Source organism: Inhella gelatinilytica (genome assembly GCF_016093295.1).
GTDB classification, from domain to species: Bacteria; Pseudomonadota; Gammaproteobacteria; order Burkholderiales; family Burkholderiaceae_C; genus Inhella; species Inhella gelatinilytica.
In genome coordinates this window covers 265476-288644 of record NZ_JAEDAL010000002.1, presented here as the reverse complement: position 1 = coordinate 288644, position 23169 = coordinate 265476, and the positions used below count along the sequence as shown (strand labels likewise).

Below are 23169 nucleotides of genomic sequence, written 5' to 3'. Positions count from 1 at the left end.
TGCGATGTCCTTCGACTTGGTTTTCTTTGGTGGCACGGGCGACCTGACCTGGCGCAAGCTGATGCCGGCGCTGTTCCAGGCGTTTCGTCATGGCAAATTGCCCGCGGGGGGCCGCATCTTGTCGGTGGCCCGCGACGAGCAATCTGACGCCCAGTACCGGACGTGGTTACATGAACGCTTCCGCGACGTGGAAGGGGCCAAACGCCCCACCGACGAGGAGTTCGAGCGCTTCGCCGCGGCGGTGTTCTACCGCCGCATGGACTTGAGCCAGCCCGAGCATTACACCCACCTGAAAGAGTGGCTGCAGAACCGCCCTGAGGGCCCAGCCGGCACCGTGGTGTTCTATCTGGCCACCAGCCCCCACCTCTTCACCCAGATTTGCGAACAATTGGGCGCGGCAGGCCTCAACCATGAGCGGGTGCGCGTGGTGCTGGAAAAGCCGCTGGGGCACGACCTGGAGTCGGCGCAGGCCATCAATCAAGTCGTGCGCTCGGTCTTCAACGAAAGCCAGGCCTTCCGCATCGACCACTACCTGGGCAAACCGTCGGTTCAAAATTTGATGGCGCTGCGCTTTGGTAACGCGCTCTTCGAGCCGCTGTGGCGGCGCGAAAGCATCGCCAACATCCAGATCACCCTGGCCGAAGGCCTGGGGGTTGGAACGCGAGGCCCCTTCTACGACCGCACCGGCGCCCTGCGCGACATGATTCAAAACCATGCGTTGCAGCTGCTGACCATGGTGGCGATGGAGCCTCCGTCCTCGAGCGATGCCGACGCCATCCGCGATGAAAAGCTCAAGGTGCTGCGCGCACTCAAGCCCTTTACGCCCGAGTCCGTGGCCCGCGACGTGGTTCGGGGCCAATACCGCGCTGGGCATGTCGAGGGCAAGGCGGTGCGGGGGTACACCGACGAGTCGCAAGTGCCGCCAGACAGCCCCACGGAAACCTTCGTCGCACTGCGAACGGAGATCCAGAACTGGCGCTGGGCCGGCGTGCCGTTCTACCTGCGGACCGGCAAACGCCTCGCGGCGCGCGACGCTCAAATCGTCGTGAATTTCCGCCAAGTGCCGCACGCCATCTTCCCCGGCAAGCAACGGGCCAACCGCCTCATCATCAAGTTGCAGCCCGAAGACGGGCTTGAACTGCAGCTGCTGGCGGCCAAGGGCAGCGCCCACGGCGAGAACTTGGCCCCGGTGTCGCTGGACTTGGATTTCGACAAGGCGTTTGCCGCCGATCGGGTGGGTGCGTATGAGCGCCTCTTGCTCGACGCCATTGCCGGGCGGCTCAATCTGTTTGTACGCAGTGACGAACAGGAACAGGCTTGGCGCTGGGTGGAGCCCATCCTGGACGCCTGGTCACGCGATACCGAAGGACCCCGCCCCTATGCCGCTGGCAGTTGGGGCCCCGCCGCAGCCAGTGCCCTCGTGGCCCGCGACGGTTTCACTTGGCCGGAGGAGGTGTAATGAGTGCACTCCTGGATCGCATCAAAGCCGCCTTGCCAGCACTCCCCCCCGCCGAGCAGCGCGTGGCCAAGTTGCTGCTGATCGAACCCCGCACGTTTGCAACCCTGCCGGTCAGTGAGCTGGCGGATCGAGCCCAGGTATCCAAGCCCACAGTGGTGCGTTTCTGCCGCAGTGTGGGGTATGACGGATTGGCCGACTTCAAGCTGAAACTGGCGGGCAGCGTCAATGAAGGGGTGCCTTTTGTGCACCGCGCGGTCGATGCCGATGACAAGCCCAGTGACGTCCTGGTCAAAGTCGTCGACAACGCCGTCGCCGCCTTGCTGCACTACCGCAACGACGCCAATGCGCCAGCAACGGGACGAGCGATCGAACGACTGGCCCAAGCCGGCCAAGACGGACGCCGCATCGAGTTCTGGGGCGTCGGCAATTCCGGCATCGTGGCCCAGGATGCGCATCACAAGTTCTTCCGCTTGGGCGTTCACAGCAGTTGGTGCTCCGACGGCCATGTGCTGCTCATGAGCGCATCCATGCTTGGGCCCGGGGACTGTGCCGTGCTCTTTTCGAATTCAGGGCGCAGCCGGGACCTGATTGATGCTGCCGAAGTGGCCCGGAAAAAGGGGGCGTCCCTGATCGTGCTGACGGCCAGTGGCTCCCCGCTGGCCCAGATGGCCCAAGCAGCCCCTCACGTGCTGCTGGCGCTGGACCACCCCGAGGACTTTGAGCGTTACAGCCCCATGGTGTCTCGGCTGCTGCAATTGATCGCGGTGGACGTCCTGACCACGGGCGTGGCGTTGCAATTGGGCGAGCGACTGCGCCCCATGCTCGCCGAGATCAAACGCAATTTGCGCTCAAAGCGCTACGTCTGATCGGGCCAACCCGCGTACCACTCAACGCGGTGCGGGCTCCACCCACAGCAACTCTTCGACGCCATACATGCGGGCCAGTTGGCGCAACAAGGGGGGGGCGTCTTCGATCCGCAGCACCAGCCCATGTTGTGTGCAAACTCGGGCACAGCCCAACAGGACACTCAGAGCTGAAGAATCAAACGACTGCAAATCAGCGGCACTCAGGCGCACGTCCGTACCCGCTGCGGCCGTCACCCCAGCCGCTTCGGCCGCGAGGCAGGATTCCCACTGACGCGCAAGCGCAGCGGCCTGGCCCAAAACCATGGACGCCGGCAAGCGCAATGAACTGTTGGGCATAACGCGATCAGCCTTTGGCCGACTGAGCCATCGCCTTTTGATTGCGCTCGCTCAGCGTCTTGATGAGTCCATCAATCCCGTTGGCCGAGATCTCTTGCGCAAAGCTGCTGCGGTACTGCTCCCCCAGCCAGATGCCCAGGACATTCATGTCATAAATCTGCCAGCCTTTGTCGGCCTTCTCCAACCGATAGTCCAGCTGAATCGGGTCGCCCTTGCCCCGCACCTGGGTCTTCACAACAACATCGGTTTCATCAGGTGCCATCTTCAGCGGCTTAAAGGCCAACTGTTGATCTTTCACTTGGGATAAAGCGCCGGCATAGGTGCGAATCAGCAGCAAGCGGAATTCCTTCTGCAAGCGCTCCTGTTGTTCCGGCGAGGCCTGTCGCCAGTAGCGGCCCACAGCCCCGGCTGTCAGCTTTTTAAAGTTGACGTGAGGCATGACCTTGGCCTCCACCAAGGCTTGAATGCGCTGAACGTCGCCAGCCTGGATGGCCTTGTCCGCCTTCACCGCTTCAAGGGTTTCAAGCGACAGCTCTTTGACCAAGCCATCAGGCGTGCTGCTATCGGCCGCAAAGGCCGAAACCAGGGTGACCAGCGCCAGCCCCACGGAGAGCGCGCCACGCATCCAAGCTTTTTTCGTTGTCATGGAGATTCCTCTTAATTTCCCGAAGATCGGACGGTCAACGGTCGCCCCTGCAGCTGGGTGCACATCGGCAACCACGGCCCCGCACTGTTCAAGGCGCCGAAGCCGCTGAAGCAGGTTTGGTCGGTGCCACCACCTCAAAGTCGTCCTCTTCAGCCTTTTGACGCTTCTTGTAATTCGCTCGCTGAAGATAAGCATCCCGAAAGAAGGTGTACTTGTCCAAAGCAATGCCTTCCACCAATTCACCCGCCCGGAGCAAGCTGGCGCGCTGGCTGACCAATTCCAAGCCGGAAGCCATGAATCGATCAGAGGGGTGGTCAAACCACACCGACGAGCGGGCCATGCGATCGATGGGCAGGGCCACGGTGTCCCGCACCGTCGATGGCCCCATCAGCGGCAGCACCAGATAGGGCCCCCGCCCAACGCCCCAACTGCCCAGCGTCTGCGCAAAGTTGGCGCTGCGCTTGTCAATGCCGACCTCGCCGGCCACATCGGCCAGCCCTGCCAAGCCCAAGGTGCTGTTGAAAATGAACCGCGCCCCTTGCTCGATCGCCAGGCGGGGCTCACCCTGCAAGACCCAGTTCACCGCGGACCAAGCATCCGAGAGGTTGCCAAAAAAGTTCGACACCGCGGTACGAACAGGGGTGGGGGCCGCCTTTTCGTACACCATGGCCGCAGGCTTCAGCACGGTTTCATCTGCGATGTCATTGAACGCAAACACCGTGCGGTTGTAGGCCTCCCAGGGGTCCTTGGGGTGCGCTTGATGCCCAGGGGGCAGCGGCGCGGCGCAGCCTGCCACTAGCGCCGTCATCCCCACGAAGGTCCAGCGATAGGCTCTCATGGGCGATCGCCTCCGCCTTCGGCGGCTTTGTTGTAGAGGAACTGACCAATCAGGTTTTCCAGCACAACCGCCGACTGTGTTTGTTTAATGACATCGCCATGGGCCAGCAATTTTTCCTCCGCACCCGGCTCCAGGCCGATGTACTGATCCCCCAACAGCCCCGCCGTCAGGATCTTTGCGGAACTGTCCTTGGGAAACTCAAACTCTTTGCGCACCTCCAAGGTCACAACGCCCTGGTAGGTTTTGGGATCCAGGCTGATGCCTGTGACTCGGCCGATCACCACACCCGCCGACCGGACCGGTGCGCGGGCCTTCAGGCCCCCGATGTTGTCAAAGCGCGCCGTCAGTCGGTAGGTGTCGCCATTCTGAAAACTGGCCAGGTTGGCGGCTTTCAGCGCCAGGAAGAGCAAGGCGGCGAGGCCCGCCACAACGAACAGCCCCACCAAGATTTCGAGATTGCGTTTATTCATGGGGATTCAGAGATGTCTTACCGAGGGGTGGTGAACATCAGCGCGGTGAGGATGAAGTCCATGCCCAGAACCGCGAGAGAGGAGATCACGACGGTGCGCGTCGTGGCATAGGCGACGCCTTCGGGCGTCGCTTCCGTTTCATAGCCTTGATACAGCGCCACGGCGCTACAAATGATGCCGAACACAAAGCTCTTGACCACGCCGTTGCCCACATCGCGCCAAACGTCAACGCCGCTTTGCTGGATGGACCAGAAGTTCCCCGGATCGATGCCAATCAGCCCGACCGCCACCAGCCAGGCCCCGAGGATCCCGACCGCACTGAACAGCGCTGCAAGCAAGGGCATCGAGATGACCCCCGCCAAGAAACGAGGGGCCAAGATCCGCTGGCGCGGATCCAACGCCATCAACTCCAGTGCAGCGATCTGCTCACCGGCCTTCATCAGGCCAATTTCCGCCGTGAGGGAGGTTCCGGCCCGCCCGGCGAAGAGCAATGCGGTGACCACGGGCCCCAACTCACGCACCAGACTGAGGTTGACCACCAACCCCAGGGATTCCGCCGCACCATAAGTCACCAACGCGTAGTACATCTGCAGCGCAAGCACAAATCCCACGGCCATGCCGGACGCCAAAATAATCAGCAACGACCGGTTCCCGATGGCGTGAACCTGCGTCACGATCAAGCCCAGCCGCCGCAGCGCGGGTGGAATGGCCAGTAGCAGCTCAAGGAAGAAAGCAGCCGCCCGGCCCCAACCCCGAAGACTGCTCAGAACCCGCGCGCCAATGTGAGCCAACGCTGATATCACCGGGCCGCTCCTCGACCAGCAACGCCGAAATCCTGCGCCGTGGAGGGCGCGGGGTAATGGAACTTCACCGGGCCGTCGGGTTCACCCCGGACGAACTGCCGCACTTCCGGATCCGTCGACGCCATCATGTCGGCGGGCGTCCCCTGAGCCACCACACGGCCACCTTCGGCCATGAGCACCACCCAGTCGCTGATCGCCATGCACTCCGGAACATCGTGCGAAATCAAGAGCGTGGTGGCCCCCGTCACGTCGTTCAAGGTTCGGATCAACTGCGCCGCGACCCCCATGGAAATCAGGTCCAAACCCGCGAAGGGCTCGTCGTACATGATCAGTTCGGGATCCAGCGCAATGGCCCGCGCCAGCGCAATGCGTCGCGCCATGCCCCCCGATACCTCGCTGATACGCAACTGCGCCGCACCGCGAAGGCCCACAGCATTGAGCTTCATGAGCACCAAGTCGCGGATCATGCTTTCCGGCAAATCGGTCATCTCTCGCAGGGGAAAGGCGACGTTGTCGAAAACCGTCAAATCGGTGAACAAGGCCCCAAATTGGAACAACATGCCCAGTCGGCGGCGCAAACGGTACAGCTGTGCACGGTCGTGGGTATTGATCACTTCCCCGTCAAAAACCACCCGCCCTTGATCGGGGGCATGGACCCCGCCAATCAAACGCAAGAGCGTGGTCTTCCCACAACCGGAGTTGCCCAGAACCGACGTGACCTTTCCGCGCAGGAAGCGCAAGTTCAGGTCTTTGAGAATGGTTCGACCGCCGTCATACCCAAAGGTGACGTTGTCAATTTCAATCAGGGCAGAAGCTGACACAGGCGGCGACCGTCGTCCCCAAGCAAAAGGGCGTGCATTGTTGCACGCCCATGGCCGGGCATTCGGGCAATCCCGAATACCCCTAACCTCACCCCTTACGCTGCAGCGCCGCCCCCCACCAGGGAGGCATGAATGGCCGCAGCCGCCTGTCGCCCTTCTCGGATCGCCCACACCACCAAGCTTTGCCCGCGGCGCATGTCACCCGCAACAAAGACGCCCGGTACCGTGGTCGCATACGCCTGTGCTCCGTCGGGAGCTGCCGCGGCATTGCCTCGGGCATCGCGGGCCACGCCAAAGGAGTCCAACACCGTCTGTAGGGGCGCCGTGAAGCCCATCGCCAGCAGCACCAAGTCGGCGGGCCACTCTTTCTCAGTCCCCGGGACTTCCTTGAATTTGCTGCCCTGCCACTCCAATTGCACCGTGGTCAGACTCTTGATTCGCCCTTTGTCCTTGCCCGTTCCCGGATTGAAGGATTTGGTGGCGATCGAGAACACTCGCTCACAGCCTTCGTCATGACTCGAACTGGTCCGAAGCTTGAGCGGCCAATAGGGCCAGGTCAGCGGTCGGTTTTCCACTTGAGGGGGTTGGGGCATGAGCTCAAACTGCGTGACCGAAGCCGCACCGTGGCGATTGCTCGTGCCCACGCAGTCGGATCCCGTGTCTCCCCCACCGATCACCACCACGTGCTGACCTTCGGCGCGCAACTGATCCTTCAGCTTGTCGCCCGCGTTCACTTTGTTTTGCTGCGGCAGGAATTCCATGGCGAAATGAATTCCGGCCAAGTCGCGACCCGGCGCCGGTAAATCGCGTGGGGTTTCCGCCCCCCCGGTCAGCAACACGGCATCAAACTCCGCCTGCAGTTGCTCGGGCGAGACCACCACCGTCGCATCGTTGGTGACTTTGGCCCCCGGCCCTTCTTTGGGAAGCGCCCCGACCAGCGTTTGGGTCCGGAACGTCACCCCTTCGGCTTTCATCTGCTCGACCCGACGGTCGATGTGGGACTTCTCCATCTTGAAGTCGGGGATGCCGTAGCGCAGCAACCCCCCGATTCGACTGTTCTTTTCGAAGACCGTCACTTCGTGTCCGGCGCGCGCCAACTGCTGTGCAGCCGCCAGACCCGCGGGGCCCGACCCCACCACCGCCACCTTCTTGCCGGTCTTGTGGGTGGCCGCCTGGGGCTGAATCCAGCCCTCCATCCACCCGCGATCGATGATGGCGTGTTCGATGGACTTGATGCCCACGGCGTCGTCATTCACGTTGAGCGTGCAAGCGGCCTCACAGGGCGCGGGGCAAACACGCCCCGTGAATTCAGGAAAGTTGTTGGTGCTGTGTAGCACCTCCAGCGCCTGCCGCCACTGCTCCCGATAGATCAAGTCGTTGAAGTCAGGAATGACGTTGTTGATCGGGCAGCCGTTGTGGCAAAACGGAGTGCCGCAGTCCATACAACGCGCCGCTTGCGTCTTGCTGTCTGCCGCGGACAGACCAATAACAAACTCTTTCCAGTTCTTCAGACGGGTCTTGACCGGGGCGTAGCCCTCTTCCAGGCGCCCGTACTCCATGAATCCGGTGACTTTTCCCATGATCTCGTTCCTTGCGTCGCTTACTTGGCCGGGGCGCGGAGGGCGCCGGTCTTGGAGGCCTTGGCCTTGTTCACGGCCTCAGCCGCTTCGTGGGCGGCATCCTGCTGCAGATGCTGGGTCGCCATTTCCGTCAGCGCCCGCTTGTATTCATGGGGAAACACTTTGAAGAACTTGGCCCGACTGTCGGCCCAATGGTCCAACAGTTGGCGGGCCCGGAGTGAACCCGTCCATTTGTGATGGGCTTCAATCAGGCGCTTGAGGATGACTTCATCGGGCTCGGCTTTCCCCTCGACGCGGTGCCAAGTGGCGGCCGCGGCCTCTTGCTCCTCACGCGCCAACACGGGCTCCAGTGCCACCATCGCAGGGTTGCAGCGTTTGGCGAACTGGCCATCCTCGTCATACACAAAGGCCACCCCGCCGCTCATCCCCGCGGCAAAGTTCCGGCCCGTCTTGCCCAGTACCACGACCGTACCGCCCGTCATGTACTCGCACCCATGGTCCCCAGTCCCCTCCACCACGGCGGTCGCACCCGACAAGCGGACGGCGAAGCGCTCGCCGGCCACGCCGCGGAAGAAAGCCTCGCCATTGGTGGCACCGTAAAGCGCGGTGTTGCCGACGATGATGTTGCGAGCCGCATCGCCTCGGAACTCAATCGATGGGCGCACCACCACGCGGCCCCCAGACAGGCCTTTTCCGGTGTAGTCGTTGGCGTCTCCGATCAGGTACAGCGTGATGCCGCTGGCCAGGAAAGCACCAAAACTCTGCCCCCCGGTCCCCTCCATCTGCATAAAGATGGTGTGGTCGGGTAGGCCTTCGGGTCGACGACGAATCAACTCGCCGCTGAGCATGGCGCCGACCGACCGATTGACGTTGCGGGCATCGTCCATGAACTGGACCCGCTCGCCGTTCTCGAGTGCGGGCATGCACCGCTGGATCAGTTTGTTATCCAGTGCACGCTGCAAACCGTGATCTTGGGCTTCCACGTGGAAGCGCGAAACCGCTGGCGGGACATCGGGTTGATGGAACACGCGACCGAAGTCCAGGCCCTGCGCCTTCCAGTGCGAGATGCCCTTCTTCATATCGAGGAGATCGGCGCGCCCAATCAGGTCATCAAACTTCTTGACGCCCAACTGCGCCATCAGCGCCCGCACCTCGTCAGCAATGAAGAAGAAGTAGTTGACGACGTGTTCGGGTTGGCCGCTGAACTTCTTGCGCAGGGTCGGATCTTGCGTGGCCACGCCCACTGGACAGGTATTGAGATGGCACTTGCGCATCATGATGCAACCGGTCACCACGAGCGGGGCCGTGGCGAAGCCAAACTCATCCGCCCCGAGCAGGGCCCCAATCACCACGTCGCGGCCCGTCTTCAGTTGGCCATCGACTTGCAGTCGGATGCGGCTGCGCAAGCGGTTCAACACCAGCGTTTGCTGCGCTTCAGCCAGGCCCAGCTCCCAGGGGGTGCCCGCGTGTTTGATGGAGCTCCAGGGTGAAGCGCCCGTTCCGCCATCATGACCCGCGACCACCACATGGTCGGCCTTGCACTTGGCCACACCGGCGGCAATCGTGCCCACCCCTACTTCCGACACCAGCTTGACGCTGATGTCCGCCCGTGGGTTCACATTCTTCAAATCGTGGATGAGCTGCGCCAGATCCTCAATCGAGTAGATGTCATGGTGCGGCGGGGGGCTGATCAGGCCAACCCCGGGGACCGAGTGGCGCAGGAAACCGATGTATTCGCTGACTTTCCCGCCAGGCAGCTGCCCGCCCTCGCCCGGCTTGGCCCCCTGAGCCATCTTGATCTGAATTTGATCGGCACTGACCAAGTACTCGGTGGTGACGCCAAATCGGCCAGAGGCGACTTGCTTGATCTTGGACCGAAGGCTGTCTCCTGCGCGCAGCGGGTAGTCAACCTCCACCACCTTGCGTCCAATCACATCAGAGACCTTGGTGCCTTGCGCAATGGGAATCCCCTTGAGCTCATTGCGATAGCGCGCCGGGTCTTCGCCCCCCTCGCCCGTGTTGCTCTTGCCGCCGATGCGGTTCATGGCGATGGCCAGCGTGGAATGGGCTTCCGTGCTGATGGACCCCAGTGACATGGCGCCCGTGGCAAATCGCTTGACGATCTCGGCGGCCGGCTCGACCTCTTCGATTGAAATCGCCTTGCTGGGGTCCAGCCGGAATTCAAACAAACCGCGCAGCGTCATGTGCCGCTTGCTTTGGTCGTTGATGATCTGGGCGTACTCCTTGTAGGTGTCGTAGCTGTTGGCCCGCGTGCTGTGCTGCAGCTTGGCAATCGCATCGGGCGTCCACATGTGCTCCTCTCCACGGGCCCGCCAGGCGTATTCCCCGCCCGCATCCAGCTGCTGCGCCAGGACCGCATCGTCCCCGAACGCCGCACGGTGCATGCGCAACTGCTCCTCGGCCACTTCGAAGATGCCAATTCCGCCCACCTGCGTGGGCGTGCCCCGGAAGTATTTGTCCACCAGGTCCTTTTGAAGGCCGACGGCCTCGAAGATCTGGGCGCCGCAATAGGACATGTAGGTGCTGATGCCCATCTTGGACATGATCTTGGACAGCCCCTTGCCGATGGCCTTCGTATAGTTGTAGAGCGCCTTTTCTGCACTGAGCGAACCAGGCAGATCCTGGTGCAGGCCCACCAGCGTCTCCAGGGCAAGGTAGGGGTGGACCGCCTCGGCACCAAAACCTGCCAGAACCGCAAAGTGATGGACCTCGCGCGCACTCCCGGTTTCAACCACCAAGCCCACCGTTGTGCGCAGCCCCTCACGGACCAAGTGGTGGTGGATCGCTGACAGTGCCAACAAAGCGGGGATGGCCACCTGATCTCGACTGGCTTTGCGATCCGTGATGAGGATGATGTTGTGGCCACTGCGCTGCGCGTCCACCACTTCGGCGCACAGGCTGGCAATCTTCGCTTCCACCCCTTCCTTGCCCCAGGCCAAGGGGTAGGTGATGTCCAGCTCATAGCTCTTGAACTTGCCATGGGTGTGGCGAGCGATCTCTCGCAGCCGCGCCATGTCCTCGAAGCCCAAAACCGGCTGCTCCACTTCCAGGCGAACCGGCGGATTGATGGCGTTGATGTCCAGCAGATTGGGCTTGGGGCCAATGAAGCTGTTGAGTGACATCACGATGGCCTCGCGGATCGGATCGATCGGCGGGTTGGTCACCTGGGCGAAGAGTTGCTTGAAGTAGTTGTAGAGCGGCTTGTTCTTGTCGCTCAGCACGGCCAGCGGGGAGTCGTTCCCCATCGATCCGATGCCCTCCTCCCCATTCGCCGCCATCGGACTGAGCAGGAATTTGATGTCCTCCTGCGTGTACCCAAAGGCCTGTTGGCGGTCAAGGAGGCTGTCGGGGAACTCGGCGGGGCCCGTCGGGGCCACCTCGATTCGGTCCAGCTTGATGCGAACGTTCTCAATCCACTGTCGGTACGGGCGACTGGAGGCCAATTGGGCCTTGAGTTCATCGTCTTCAATGATGCGCCCCTGCTCGAAATCGATCAGGAACATCTTGCCTGGCTGCAGGCGCCACTTTTGAATGATGCGGTTTTCTGGAATCGGCAGCACGCCGCTCTCGGAGGCGAGCACCACCAGGTCATCGTCCGTCACGATGTAGCGCGCCGGGCGCAAGCCATTGCGGTCCAACGTGGCCCCAATCTGGCGACCATCCGTAAACACCATGGCGGCCGGGCCATCCCAGGGCTCCAACATGGCCGCGTGGTATTCATAAAACGCGCGCCGGCGCTCATCCATCAGCTCATGCTGTTCCCAGGCCTCCGGAATCATCATCATGGCCGCGTGGGCCAAGGGGTAGCCCGCCATCACCAGGAGTTCCAAAGCGTTGTCAAAAATGGCGGTGTCGCTCTGCCCCTCCATGCTGATGGGATAGAGCTTCTTCAGGTCCTCCCCCAGCACCGGTGACTTCATGACGCCCTCGCGTGCGCGCATCCAATTGAAGTTACCTTTGACGGTATTGATTTCCCCGTTGTGCGCCACCATCCGATAGGGGTGAGCCAGGGGCCACTCCGGGAACGTGTTGGTCGAGAAGCGCTGATGCACCAAGGCCAACGCGGAAGTCACGCGGGGATCTTGAAGATCCTTGTAATAGGTGCCCACCTGATCAGCCAGCAGGAGACCCTTGTAGATGATGGTGCGACAGCTCATCGAAGGCACGTAGTACTCGCGGCTGTGGGTCAGTTTCAAGGCCTGGATGGCCGAACTTGCCGTCTTGCGGATCACATAGAGCTTGCGCTCCAAGGCGTCTGGCACGATGACATCGGGACCTCGCCCAATGAAGATCTGCTTCAGGATGGGCTCTTTTTCGCGCACCGTGGGCGACATGGGCATGTCCCGATCCACCGGCACATCCCGCCAACCCAGCAGCACTTGGCCTTCGGCTTTCACGGCCCGCTCCAGTTCTTGGATACAAGCCAGTCGCGAGGCGTGCTCTTTGGGCAAGAAGATCATGCCCACTCCGTACTCGCCAGGTGGCGGCAAGGTGACGCCTTGCAATGCCATCTCAGCCCGGTAGAACTCGTCCGGGATTTGAATCAGGATACCGGCCCCATCGCCCATCAGCTTGTCCGCGCCCACGGCCCCCCGGTGATCGAGGTTTTCAAGGATCTTCAAGCCCTGCTCAACGATGCTGTGCGAACGCTGGCCCTTGATGTGGGCCACAAAACCCACGCCACAGGCATCCTTTTCAGCCTCGGAACGATACAAGCCCTGTTCAGCCAAGGCCTGGCGTTCATCGAGGGTTGCGGTGGCGAGAGCGGCCGCGGTTTCAATAGTTTGGGTGGCAGACATGCAAGGCTCCAACACGGATTGGGCTGAAGCCTAGCGCCTGAATTCCCGTAACACCCCGGAAACAAAAAGGGGTCAGAGTGCCAATATCAGCATCCGAAGGGTGGCTTCGTCATTTATTGGGGACAGAGTCAAGACGGGGGCGTCCGACGGGTTGTGGCGTGAGGGGACGCTGCAGTTGCGCCTCCCAAACCGCCGCCTGCCTCGGGGTCATCAAGGGCCACCCGCTGTGAACGTGCCGACGGACCCGCGCCAGCACCTGGGTGTCCTGGGGGGCCAACAATCCCTTTCGCACCCTGAGTTCACGGTCGAATGGTGTATTTCCCAACGCCCAAAATGCGGCATGTTCCGCAATCAAGGGGTCTCGCCGTTGGCCGAGATGGTGCGCAGCACTGGACCATGGATAGTCTCCTGCGCACTCCACCAACCCGCCGCGAAGTGGGTTCTGCTCCACGTAAAGCATCATCGTCTCGAAGAAGGCTGCCGCCTCAATCACCGTGGTACGGAACCGCCCTTCCCAAAGCGTCCCCGTGCGTCCGTGGCGTCGATTGAAGTGGCCCACATACCGCCGACCCAGGGTCTGCATGGTGCGAGCCAAACCTACGGACGTGCCCGGTGTGGCGAGCAGATGCAAATGAGTCGGCATCAAGGCGTAGGCATGGACCTTCAGATCATGGAGTTGACTTGCCTCTCGCAACGCGGCCAATAGGGCTTGTGCGTCCTCCGCGTCATGAAAGATCGTCTGGCGGTTGTGCCCCCGCTGCAAGACATGGTGCACTTCTCCAGGGATAACCAAACGGGGCATGCGGGCCATGGGGGCTTCTTAGATTGACTCCGACCCCATTTTGCAGCCCGCTTGCTCAATCCACGACGAACAGGCGTTCACCCGTGATGCGACGATGCTCCCGAATGGCGAAGCGGTCGGTCATCCCCGCCAAATAGTCGGCCACCGCGCGGTGCGGGTCAGCATCCAGCGGTTCAGGCACGCCCACCGCCACATAGTGCGCAAAGAGTTCCTTGAGCAGACGCTGGGCCAAAGTCCGTTGCGCCTCAACTTCGGGATGCCGATACAACGCCGCAAACAAAAAGGACTTCAAGGTGCGAAGCGCCTGCTCAAACTCCGGCGAATAGCCAACCAGCGGCGGCAAGTCCCGCACCGCTTCAAGTGAATCGGGAGCCGCCCGACGCAGCCGCTCGGTCGTGGCCCTCACCAGATCCGAAGTTCCGCGCTGAAGCAACCGTCGAAGCATGGTGTACAGCCGCACCTTCGGTGTCAACGCTGTCCCCTCTGCGCGATCAACGTCTTCGATCAACGCTCCCAGCAAAGGCTGGTCCACCAAGGCGTCAAAGGGCAGCAATCCAGATCGGACGCCGTCATCAATGTCATGGGCGCAATAGGCAAGTTCGTCCGCCAAATTGCTCAACTGCGCCTCCAAACTGGGTTGTCGCCGTACCAAGAAGCGCGCGGCGACACCCCCGGGTTCCAGAACCTCCAGTTCCTCGGCATGGCGCCGGCTGCAGTGCTTCAAGATGCCCTCGCGGGTCTCAAAACACAGATTGAGCCCGGGGAACTTTGCATAGCGCCGCTCCAGCCAGTCCACCACGCGCAAGCTTTGGAGGTTGTGCTCGAAGCCACCGTGGTCGGCCATGCACTCGTTCAGCGTATCTTGACCGGCATGCCCAAACGGCGTGTGCCCCAAATCATGGGCCAGCGCCAGCGCTTCGGTGAGGTCCTCGTTCAGACGCAGGTTACGTGCCATGGAACGAGCCAGTTGGGCGACCTCCAAGGAGTGCGTCAGCCGGGTCCGAAATAGATCGCCCTCGTGATTGAGAAAGACCTGGGTCTTGTAGACCAACCGTCGAAAGGCCGACGAATGCACGATCCGATCGCGGTCGCGCTGGTAGTCATCCCGATCCGCAGCGGGCGACTCGTGAACGCGGCGGCCCCGACTGGTCGATGGGGCGCAGGCATAAGGGGCCAACATCTCAGCCCCGCATGGCCCTGACCGTGTCATCGAGCACCTGGAGCACGGCTTCATCCGCAACGCTGGCAAGAGCAGCCTCGCCCCACTTAGGGATCACCACGTACCGGATCGCCCCAGCGACAGCCTTTTTGTCCGTTCGCATCCAGGCTAGCAATTGCTGTGGGCTCCACCCTTGCACTTCGGTCGGCAAACCGGCCGCAGCGAGCAGACGTTCAAGTCGGTCGAGATACGAATTGTCCAAGCCCAAGTGCGCCACCGACAGCCGAGTCGCCATCAACATGCCAATACCCACCGCCTCCCCGTGCAGCAAAGCTCCATAGCCCAAACCCCGCTCCAATCCGTGGCCAAACGTGTGCCCGAAATTCAGAACCGCCCGAATGCCGTCTTCCCGCTCGTCCATGGCCACAATGGCCGCTTTGATCTCGCAACTCCGTCGCACCGCAACGCCGATCGCTTGCGGATCCCGAGCGACCAACCGTGGCATGTTGGCTTCAAGCCACTCAAAAAATGCCAAGTCTGCGATGGGGCCGTACTTGATCACTTCCGCGAGCCCCGCAGCGTACTCCCGAGCAGGCAGGGTGCCGAGTACCGTCGAATCCGCCCAAACGGCAGCGGGCTGATGGAAGGCGCCCACCAGGTTCTTGCCCTGCGGCAAGTTAATGCCGGTCTTCCCCCCGACGGAAGAGTCCACCTGCGCCAAGAGGGTCGTTGGGACCTGTAAAAAACGGACGCCGCGCATATAAATCGACGCCACGAAACCCGTCAGGTCCCCAATCACCCCGCCACCCAACGCAACCAACAAGACGTCGCGCCCCGCGCCCATTGACGCCAGCTCTTCACAGAGCCAGCTCACACACGGCCAGTGTTTGCTGGATTCCCCATCGGGGACTTCGCGAACCTCCACGCGCTTGAAAGCGGGCCAGAGGGCGGCCTCCAGCGCCGCACCGTGCAAGGCGTGTACCGTGGGGTTGGTCACCACCACCGCCAGCGGGCTCTTCAGGTTCGGTGTACGAGCAATCCGCTCTGCCCAACTGCCGGCACCGATCTCAATCCCATAGGAACGTTCAGCCAAAACCACTTCGAGCCGGGGAATGCCCTCCACGCTCAGATCGAAGTCAGAGAGGCGGGGGGAGTCGAATCGCGTTGGCTGGACTGTCATGGCTCCAGTGTAGGAGCCACCGGGGCATGCCCCGCCAACTCCAGCTGCATACATATCCACTGCACGACGGCTGCCACCGTGGGCCGTTGAGCCTCGACGGTGTAATGCGCCGATTGACGATAAAGCGGATCCCGCACACCAGCCAGATCGCGCAGCTTCGCCAACGCATCACCGCCTTGCAACAGCGGCCGCTTGGTGTCGGTTTTCAGCCGACGCGCCAATTCTTCTGGTCGCTGCTTGAGAAAAAACACCAAGGATTGCTTGCGCAGCAACTGCCGATTTTCGGGTCGCAAAACGATCCCACCACCTGTGGCCAAGACCAGCGGTCCGGGCCGCTGAAGGCAATCAGCAAGTACCTCGGTCTCTAAGTCTCGAAAGGCCGCTTCGCCGTGGGCAGAAAAAAAATCGCGAATAGGCATACCCACTCGCGATTCGAATACCTGATCGGTGTCCACCTGCGCCCAGCGGTAATGCTGGGCGAGGTGTTTGGCAACGCTGGATTTTCCGCTGCCGGGCAGGCCGATCAATGCCAGCTTCAAGGGCAACTGATCATTCCAGTTGGAACTGCTCGAGTGCTGATGAACTGCGAGAACGTTGTGCCTGTTCCAGTAATAGGGCTGCGCAACGTAACCGTGGCGACGCCTTCATCCGCTTTTGACAGGTCGAATTTATAACTTAAGTAAACGCCGCTGGGACTGCCCGTGCTGGGCACAGGCGATCCGCCCACAACCGCCACCGTCAAGCCTTCCGTACCACTTGCCGTAACGGTCGTACCCGCAGCCATCGGATTGAATGCAATGGCATTCGCGTCCGCAGCGAGGAACGAGAGGCCTCCCGCAACCCCTTGGCCATACAGCTTTGTGGTCCCGGTCGGGAAGATTGTCGTGGTAGAGGGGACTTCGTTCCCGTCATAACCCGTCAATCGTGTAATCGGAACCGGGCAACTACTACCCGCATCCACGTAGCTGCCCTGCGGCAGGCGGGTCCCCCACACTGGATTGGCGGCAGACGTCGAAAGAATGGTCTGCGTCGCGCGTCGGACGTAAGCCCGCATCGAAGCCGTACATCGACTGCCCGTGTTCAGGGACGGGATGGAGGTACTCAGCCACAGCAACGAAGAACCCGGTGCTTCGCAGGACTTGTAATCGACATTGGGCAACTGCAGGGAAATCAGTTGATCTTCGGTCGAGTTAAAGCCGGCAGAAATTTGGTTTCCGCTGGTGTACACAACGTTGAACAATCGATCGATAAACACATCGCCAAGATCCTGGAAGGGCTCGCCCGTGTCGAACTGGTTATTGCCGTTCAAATCCAGGAAGCTCTTTTCGCCCAAGGCATAAGCCAGGATCGTGATCCGCCCATCGCGGGGGCGCGGCTCCGAACTCACGTAATTCACGGTTGCGCGAGCCAGGCCATCGCCCCCGACCTTGATGAAGCCAGTGGGTTGAATCTGACCGCCGCCCTCCGCCACAAAGTTAATCGCCGTGTCTTGGGGCACGGGGTTGGCCAAACGGTCAGACGCGATGATGGTGTAAGTGTTCGAAGTACCGTCGCGGTCATAACCCTCGATATTGATTGCTTGTTGTGACAACGAAAAATTCAACTGCGAGGGCAGCCCCACGGCGATAGAAAGCCCACTGGACACAGTCGAAATATTCGACACCGTACCGCCGCCGCACTGGTCATTCGCATCGTTGACCAGGGTCGCCCGCACCCGAACCGGCGTGGGCACCGTTCCGGAATTGATGCGAAGGAAGAAGTCCCCGTTGGCGTCGGACTTCCGCCGAACAGGCGCAGTTCCATCTTCCATCAACAGGCCACCAGCGAAGCTCACCAATTCAAATTGGGCGCAACGTGCGGGCAGACCATTGCCATTGGCATCCTTGACTTGAAAACGAACCGTCGAGTTCTCGGTGTATCCGGAGCCCTTCAGATAGATCGTAGCCGGCGTCGCCGATGTGAAGTTGATGGCGGACACCGCCGGGGACGTCAGACCAATCGTTGCGGTGGCATTCGCCGCCGTTCCTGCCACACTGATCTGCAAACTGTCGGTGGTTCGCACGGCCCCGCAACCCGCATCGCGGTAGGTAAACCGAGCGACTCCCGTCGTGGTCGAAACCGTAGCGGGCAACAGCGTCGCCTTACCTTCACCAATACAACTGCTGGTTGCGGAAACAACCACCGGTTCGGCCGGCACGGTTCCCGTCAGGTTAACCGTGACTTCGGCTTGTCCATAGGCAGCGACTTGCGCCGGCAAAGCGGGATTCACCAGCACCGAGCCGATCGCCACGTTGGTCGCCGTCAACTGGAACCCTGCGTTCGCAGCCAATGCGGTTCCGTTCAGCGTGGCGCGAGCGACCACGGTATCTGCCCCCGAAGTACTGGTTGTAGCCGGCCGAAGCTGAACCGCAGCCGCGCCGTTGGCATCCGTCAACGCGGTCATCGCACTAAAACTGCCATAGCCCAAGAGGGTAGAGAAGCTCACCACCACACCGGGCACCGGGGCACCGCCATCGGTTCGCAAGACAGCCCGTGCCGTTGCAGGGCTTCCGCTGGTGACCGTGGTCGTTTTGTTGCCATTGATGTCCAACAACTCCAGGTTCAGCGTACCGGCCGCGATGGAGTTCACCCGGAAGGGTGCACTCCCCGTCACCGTCACCCCATCCACCTCCGAGGTAACCACGAGCTCGTCAGCACCACTTGCCGTTGAGCTCTTGGCCTGCAGCTGAACAGTCACTTGCCCTTGACCGTTGGTCAAATCGGTCATGCGACTGGCCTTGCCGATGTCATATTTGGTACTGAGATTGACAACCGTATTCGCAGCCCGCAAGTCGTTCGCTTTAAATACCGTAACGATGGCCTCGCCCGGCTGCGTGGCCGTCACGGGGTTCGTCGGCATCTGAATCACGATTCGAGCCGCCGAGGTCGTGCTCGTGGTCACGCGCAATGTACGGCTGGCCACGAGTTCTACCCCGGCGACCGTGGCGCGGACTTCCACAACCTCCGCGCCGACAGCCGTCGGCGCGGCCTTGACCACAGCAGCTTGCGCAACACCGGCGGCAGTCGTGACATCGCTGGGGCGATCGGTCGTTGCGATGCCGTTCAGGGCTCTGAAATTAATGACTGCACCCTTGATTGGCGCCCCAGCGGCATCAACCAAAGTCGCCGTTGCGTTGATGGACTGACCTGACCCCAACTCTTCCGGCAGGGCCAGACTGAGAGTGCCAACAGTGGCAGAGCCCGTTTGGAAATTCGCACTGGCGCTGACATCGGCCCCCTGCACCAGAGCGGCTGCGCCAATCGAACCCGCACCTGAAGTTCCGGCGGGCACCGTTGCCTTGACAACAGCCTGACCCAAACTGTTCGTGAGCGCACTCGGCGCACTCAATTGAACGGCCTTCAAGGTCGAGGTGAAGTTCACCACCGTGTTCGTGATCGGAGCGCCTGCGCTTGATTTGAGCGTCGCGATGACATCCACCTGAGCACCGGGCGTCAAGGTACTGGAGCCCAAGGTCACTTGCACGACAGCCGGCGCACTTGCATTAACTTGATAGCCGATTTTGGCTGTGTAGGTCTTGTCGCCCTGCTTAATGGTTGCGGTTAGGAAGTCTGCGCCCACAGACGTGGTCGTCAATGGCGCCAGAACCACAGTCGTGCGACCGCTTGCGTCCGTCAAACCAGAGGGTGCGCTGACTTTGCCCACGCCCTCCCCCACCGCAAAACTCACCAAGACCCCGCTGGCTGGCGCGCCAGCTGCGGTCGTCACCGTTGCGGTTGCAGTGGCCGGATTGGCCTGGGAAACAGAAGAAGAAGTTAGCACCAGAGAAACGCTCAGCGCATCCGTGCCTGGTGTCGTTCCACCTCCTCCACCGTTGACCGGCGCCCCCGGTGCGCCACCACCCCCCCCGCAGGCGCTCAGCAACAGAAGCCCGGACAGGAGCAAGATCGAAGCAACGGCTCGATTCCAAGCCTGAGACATTGCACTTACAAAGCCAAACATTGCCTTACCCCTTGATTACTGCAAACCGGCTCGATCACTGACCACTTTAGGAGTCAGGAAAATCAAGAGCTCCGTTTTATTCGCCAGTTTAGACTTATTACGGAAAAGCGCACCCATGTACGGAATGTCACCAAGAACAGGCACTTTGCTAACCGAATCAATCTCTTCTTGCGTGAAAATCCCACCAATTACAACAGTTCCACCATTCTCCACTAGAACTTGTGTTTTCACATGTTTGTTGTTGATGGCATAGCCCGCCGGAGTTAGAACCCCGCGACTATCCTTATTCACATCCACATCCAAAATCACACCGCCTTCCGGCGTGATTTGGGGCGTCACTTCCAACTTCAACACAGCTTTCTTGAAGGTAATAGCTGTCGCACCCGATCCAGTAGCTGTTTGATAGGGAATTTCCTCACCCTGCTCAATTAAAGCTTTAATCTTGTCAGCGGTAATGACACGAGGACTCGATACTATTTTCCCTTTGCCATCAGCCTCCAAAGCCGATAGTTCGAGATTCAAAAATCTATTAGCCGAGGCGCTAAATAGCGTCGCCGCGATCGAAGCCGCATTAACATTGTTAATAGTCGTCGCCGGGAGATTAACGAACTGCGTGTTACCAAAATCGACAGAACCTGTCTGTCCCGTTTGATAACCAACCCCACTGTAGGTTCCACCAAATGTCAAATAATTCCCACCACCGACCGAGTATCCAGGAATACCACCCTGCAACCCTCGAGCGTCCGATGCACCCAACTTCACGCCAAGGGATTTACCGAATTTATCATCGGCCTCAACAATACGCGCTTCGATAAGAACCTGCCGAACTGGTATATCAATACGCTGGATCAGGCCCTGAACCTCTTCCAACTTTGAAGCAATATCGGTTACAAAGATCTGATTAGTACGCGGCTCGAACAGAACGCTGCCCCGGGAAGAAAGCACCCTCGCCGTCTTATCCGCCCCTGTGCTAGAACCGCCTGCCCCACTAACGACTGTTCCCGTTAGACCCTTCGCCACATCCTCTGCCTTGGTGTAGTTCAACACAAAGGCCTGGGTTCGCGTGGGCTCCAACTGGGCAACAGCAGCCTTGGCCTCGAGATCGGCTTTTTCACGGGTTGCCAACTCTTCCTTAGGAGCAATCCAAAGCACATTGCCACTCTTGCGCAACCCCAGCCCTTTTGCTTGGAGAATAATCTCCAATGCTTGGTCCCAAGGCACATCCTTCAGTCGAAGAGTGATAGAACCGGTAACCGTATCGCTGGTCACCACATTGAACTGGGTGAAGTCTGCGATAACTTGCAACAGTGCGCGGACCTCAATATTCTGGAAATTGAACGAAACTTTTTCACCAGAAAATCCCGATCCCTGCGTCAATTTATTAGGGCTTGGCTTTACCGAACGAACCTCCAAAACAAACTGGTTATCACTTTGGTACGCCGAATGCTCCCAGTCCCCCTTGGGCTCCACGACAATTCGCACGCGGTCATTAAGCTGCGATGCAACCATGCTCTGAATCGGGGTTCCGAAGTCCACGACATCAAACCGCTTCCGCAGGTTGGCAGGCAGGTTGGTTTTGGGGAACTCCAGAACCAAACGCTGACCTTGCTGCTGAATGTCGACACCCACTTGGGCGCTGGGTAAGCCAACAACCACACGACCAGCGCCATCCACACCGCGGCGGAAGTCCAAGTCGCGAAGCGCTTGCACGGCATCGTTTTGACTCGGTGCGAAATGCTGAACTGGGGCGGCAGCCGACGCACCAGCACTGGCCGCCGAATCCAGCACCAAAATCAGCGCCTTGTCTTGGATTTCCGCCCGGTAACCGGAGGCTTGGCGAAGGTTCAGGACCAAGCGCGCTCGATCAGCCCCTTGAGCCACCGCTGCGGACTGAACATTGCCTTGCCCAATTTCGACAGAATTTCGACCGAGCCCATTGACGACGCCCGGAAGATCGATGGCGATTCGAGCAGGTGACTGCATCGTGAATCCCCGGGGAACCTCGATCAGCGGCTTGTCGAATTCAATTCTCAAGATTTCAGAGCCAGCTTGCTGATTGGCTTGAATTGAGCGAATGGCGTTTTGCGCCCAAGCCAGTCCAGGAAGGGTCAAGGCTGCCATCAACAGCGCAGTTGCACATCGCTTCACATGGTTCTCCTGCTTTGTTTTCATCGTGCTGCCTCCTGAAGAGTCAGCGTACTGATTCGCTCTACCCAGTCCCCGGCGGGATCTTGGACGATCTCACGGATCGTGATCTCAGCCTCATCCACTTTCATGATGCGGCCAAAGTTTTGTCCCACATAATTTCCCGGCTTGACGTAATAAAGCAAGCTATCAACCTTCAAAATCGCCTGTCGAACTCCATCCCGGTACATGCTGCCAACCATGTGCATGGAGTCGAGCGGATAGGCCTCCAGAGGTTCCGCTCGACGATTTTTCTCCTGAGCAATAGGCGAATTGGCTTGAACAACGTCTGTTTGATTGGCCACATTCAATTTCTGAAAGCTGAATGGCTCGACGGCGGATAACTCGGAGTAAGGTTGCGGCGTAAATTTCTTCGGCGCGCTGAGCGGCTTCACAGTCGGTCGGGCATTTCGACGTTCCGTCTCAGCCCACTGCTGCAAGGAATCCAAGTCCGATGCGCAGGCAGTCAACAAGACCGTTACACCGCACAGCAGGAATCGTCGGTTTGGCTTCATTTCTTTGCCCCCGCCGCTTTGGCAGCCGCCTTCGCCTTGGCCGCCTGCGCCACTTCAGACGGATCAAGATATCGATAGGTTCTGGCAATTGACTCCATCATCAACAGCCCACCAGGGTCCTTCGCTTGATAAGGAGCTATCTGAAAATTGTGCAGCGTAACAATTCGAGACAGGTTGGAGACATCGGATACGAAGGCGCCAAAGTCGTGATAGCGGCCAGCCACCTTGAGGGCAATTGGCTGCTCAGCGTAGTAGTCTTTAATGACCTCCGAGCTAGGCTTAAACAATTCAAACTGCAAACCACGCCCCACGCCAGCTTGATTGATGTCCGACAGAAGCGCATCCATTTCCGCCTTCGCCGGAAGCTGCTTTTCAAGCTGACTAACGTACTCCTCAACCTGACTTTTCTGTTTGCGCAACTCCGGAAGATTCGCCGCAGTCGCCGCCTTCGCGACGAAATCGGCCTTCAATTTTTCTTCGTTAGCAATCTCAGACTCAAGACGCGCTTGTTCGTCAGATAGCACAAGAAAGTAAATCCCAACCAGGGTGGACAAAGCCAGCAAACCACCAACCGCCAGTTTTGGCAGCAATGGCCAATTCTCAGGCTTATTGGGGTCAAGGCCTTTGAACTGCTCAAGTGCACTCTGAAGGCGCTTCGCCATATCCGGTTTGATCGCTTGCTCCGCCATA

The 23169-nt window shown here is 60.2% G+C and carries 18 protein-coding genes; 2 read left to right on the top strand and 16 right to left on the bottom strand.

Features of this window, described 5'->3' with window-relative positions; all coding sequences use genetic code 11:
- Nucleotides 1-4 precede the first annotated feature (4 nt).
- Together zwf and I7X43_RS06220 are read left to right on the top strand one after the other, a co-directional pair.
- Nucleotides 5-1459 carry a glucose-6-phosphate dehydrogenase gene (gene zwf / locus I7X43_RS06225; RefSeq protein ID WP_198100057.1) on the top strand — a complete coding sequence of 485 codons (1455 nt, stop codon included), beginning with the start codon at nucleotides 5-7 and terminating at the stop codon, nucleotides 1457-1459.
- Nucleotides 1459-2325 carry a MurR/RpiR family transcriptional regulator gene (locus I7X43_RS06220; protein WP_198100056.1) on the top strand — a complete coding sequence of 289 codons (867 nt, stop codon included), beginning with the start codon at nucleotides 1459-1461 and terminating at the stop codon, nucleotides 2323-2325. Before zwf ends, I7X43_RS06220 begins: the two co-directional genes overlap by 1 nt.
- Nucleotides 2326-2346: 21 nt before the next feature.
- On the opposite strand, the gene I7X43_RS06215 is transcribed toward I7X43_RS06220, so the two are convergent.
- The 16 genes from I7X43_RS06215 to I7X43_RS06140 form a co-directional block, all read right to left on the bottom strand.
- Entirely contained in the window at nucleotides 2347-2661 is a 315-nt protein-coding gene (locus tag I7X43_RS06215) for an STAS domain-containing protein (protein WP_198100055.1), read from the bottom strand.
- A gap of 7 nt (nucleotides 2662-2668) precedes the next feature.
- Complete coding sequence (locus I7X43_RS06210) at nucleotides 2669-3307, bottom strand: MlaC/ttg2D family ABC transporter substrate-binding protein (RefSeq protein WP_246480216.1); 639 nt, start codon at nucleotides 3305-3307, stop codon at nucleotides 2669-2671.
- An 88-nt stretch (nucleotides 3308-3395) separates the two neighbouring features.
- Nucleotides 3396-4145 carry an MlaA family lipoprotein gene (locus I7X43_RS06205; RefSeq protein ID WP_198100054.1) on the bottom strand — a complete coding sequence of 250 codons (750 nt, stop codon included), beginning with the start codon at nucleotides 4143-4145 and terminating at the stop codon, nucleotides 3396-3398.
- On the bottom strand, nucleotides 4142-4615 hold the full coding sequence (mlaD, locus tag I7X43_RS06200; RefSeq protein ID WP_198100053.1) for an outer membrane lipid asymmetry maintenance protein MlaD: 474 nt from the start codon (nucleotides 4613-4615) through the stop codon (nucleotides 4142-4144). Before mlaD ends, I7X43_RS06205 begins: the two co-directional genes overlap by 4 nt.
- A gap of 17 nt (nucleotides 4616-4632) precedes the next feature.
- Nucleotides 4633-5418, bottom strand: coding sequence for a lipid asymmetry maintenance ABC transporter permease subunit MlaE (gene mlaE / locus I7X43_RS06195; protein WP_198100052.1), 786 nt, complete (start codon nucleotides 5416-5418; stop codon nucleotides 4633-4635).
- The gene (locus I7X43_RS06190; protein ID WP_198100051.1) at nucleotides 5415-6239 is read right to left on the bottom strand and encodes an ABC transporter ATP-binding protein; all 825 of its coding nucleotides are present in this window, start codon (nucleotides 6237-6239) and stop codon (nucleotides 5415-5417) included. The genes mlaE and I7X43_RS06190 overlap by 4 nt, the downstream gene beginning before the upstream one ends.
- 95 nt (nucleotides 6240-6334) lie before the next feature.
- Entirely contained in the window at nucleotides 6335-7819 is a 1485-nt protein-coding gene (locus tag I7X43_RS06185; RefSeq protein ID WP_198100050.1) for a glutamate synthase subunit beta, read from the bottom strand.
- A 20-nt stretch (nucleotides 7820-7839) separates the two neighbouring features.
- Nucleotides 7840-12639, bottom strand: coding sequence for a glutamate synthase-related protein (locus tag I7X43_RS06180; protein WP_198100049.1), 4800 nt, complete (start codon nucleotides 12637-12639; stop codon nucleotides 7840-7842).
- 109 nt (nucleotides 12640-12748) lie between these two features.
- The gene (locus I7X43_RS06175) at nucleotides 12749-13441 is read right to left on the bottom strand and encodes an REP-associated tyrosine transposase (RefSeq protein ID WP_198100048.1); all 693 of its coding nucleotides are present in this window, start codon (nucleotides 13439-13441) and stop codon (nucleotides 12749-12751) included.
- A 55-nt stretch (nucleotides 13442-13496) separates the two neighbouring features.
- Nucleotides 13497-14621, bottom strand: a complete 1125-nt coding sequence (locus I7X43_RS06170; protein ID WP_198100047.1) for a deoxyguanosinetriphosphate triphosphohydrolase — start codon at nucleotides 14619-14621, stop codon at nucleotides 13497-13499.
- 1 nt (nucleotide 14622) lies between these two features.
- Entirely contained in the window at nucleotides 14623-15714 is a 1092-nt protein-coding gene (aroB, locus tag I7X43_RS06165; protein WP_198100369.1) for a 3-dehydroquinate synthase, read from the bottom strand.
- 62 nt (nucleotides 15715-15776) lie between these two features.
- On the bottom strand, nucleotides 15777-16319 hold the full coding sequence (locus I7X43_RS06160; protein ID WP_310737529.1) for a shikimate kinase: 543 nt from the start codon (nucleotides 16317-16319) through the stop codon (nucleotides 15777-15779).
- Nucleotides 16316-19780: a hypothetical protein gene (locus I7X43_RS06155; RefSeq protein WP_198100045.1), complete on the bottom strand. Its 3465-nt coding sequence runs from the start codon at nucleotides 19778-19780 to the stop codon at nucleotides 16316-16318. The genes I7X43_RS06160 and I7X43_RS06155 overlap by 4 nt, the downstream gene beginning before the upstream one ends.
- A gap of 15 nt (nucleotides 19781-19795) precedes the next feature.
- On the bottom strand, nucleotides 19796-21952 hold the full coding sequence (locus I7X43_RS06150; RefSeq protein WP_198100044.1) for a type IV pilus secretin PilQ: 2157 nt from the start codon (nucleotides 21950-21952) through the stop codon (nucleotides 19796-19798).
- The gene (locus I7X43_RS06145) at nucleotides 21949-22479 is read right to left on the bottom strand and encodes a pilus assembly protein PilP (protein WP_198100043.1); all 531 of its coding nucleotides are present in this window, start codon (nucleotides 22477-22479) and stop codon (nucleotides 21949-21951) included. The genes I7X43_RS06150 and I7X43_RS06145 overlap by 4 nt, the downstream gene beginning before the upstream one ends.
- Nucleotides 22476-23168 carry a type IV pilus inner membrane component PilO gene (locus I7X43_RS06140; RefSeq protein ID WP_198100042.1) on the bottom strand — a complete coding sequence of 231 codons (693 nt, stop codon included), beginning with the start codon at nucleotides 23166-23168 and terminating at the stop codon, nucleotides 22476-22478. The genes I7X43_RS06145 and I7X43_RS06140 overlap by 4 nt, the downstream gene beginning before the upstream one ends.
- Between the last annotated feature and the right edge of the window lies 1 nt (nucleotide 23169).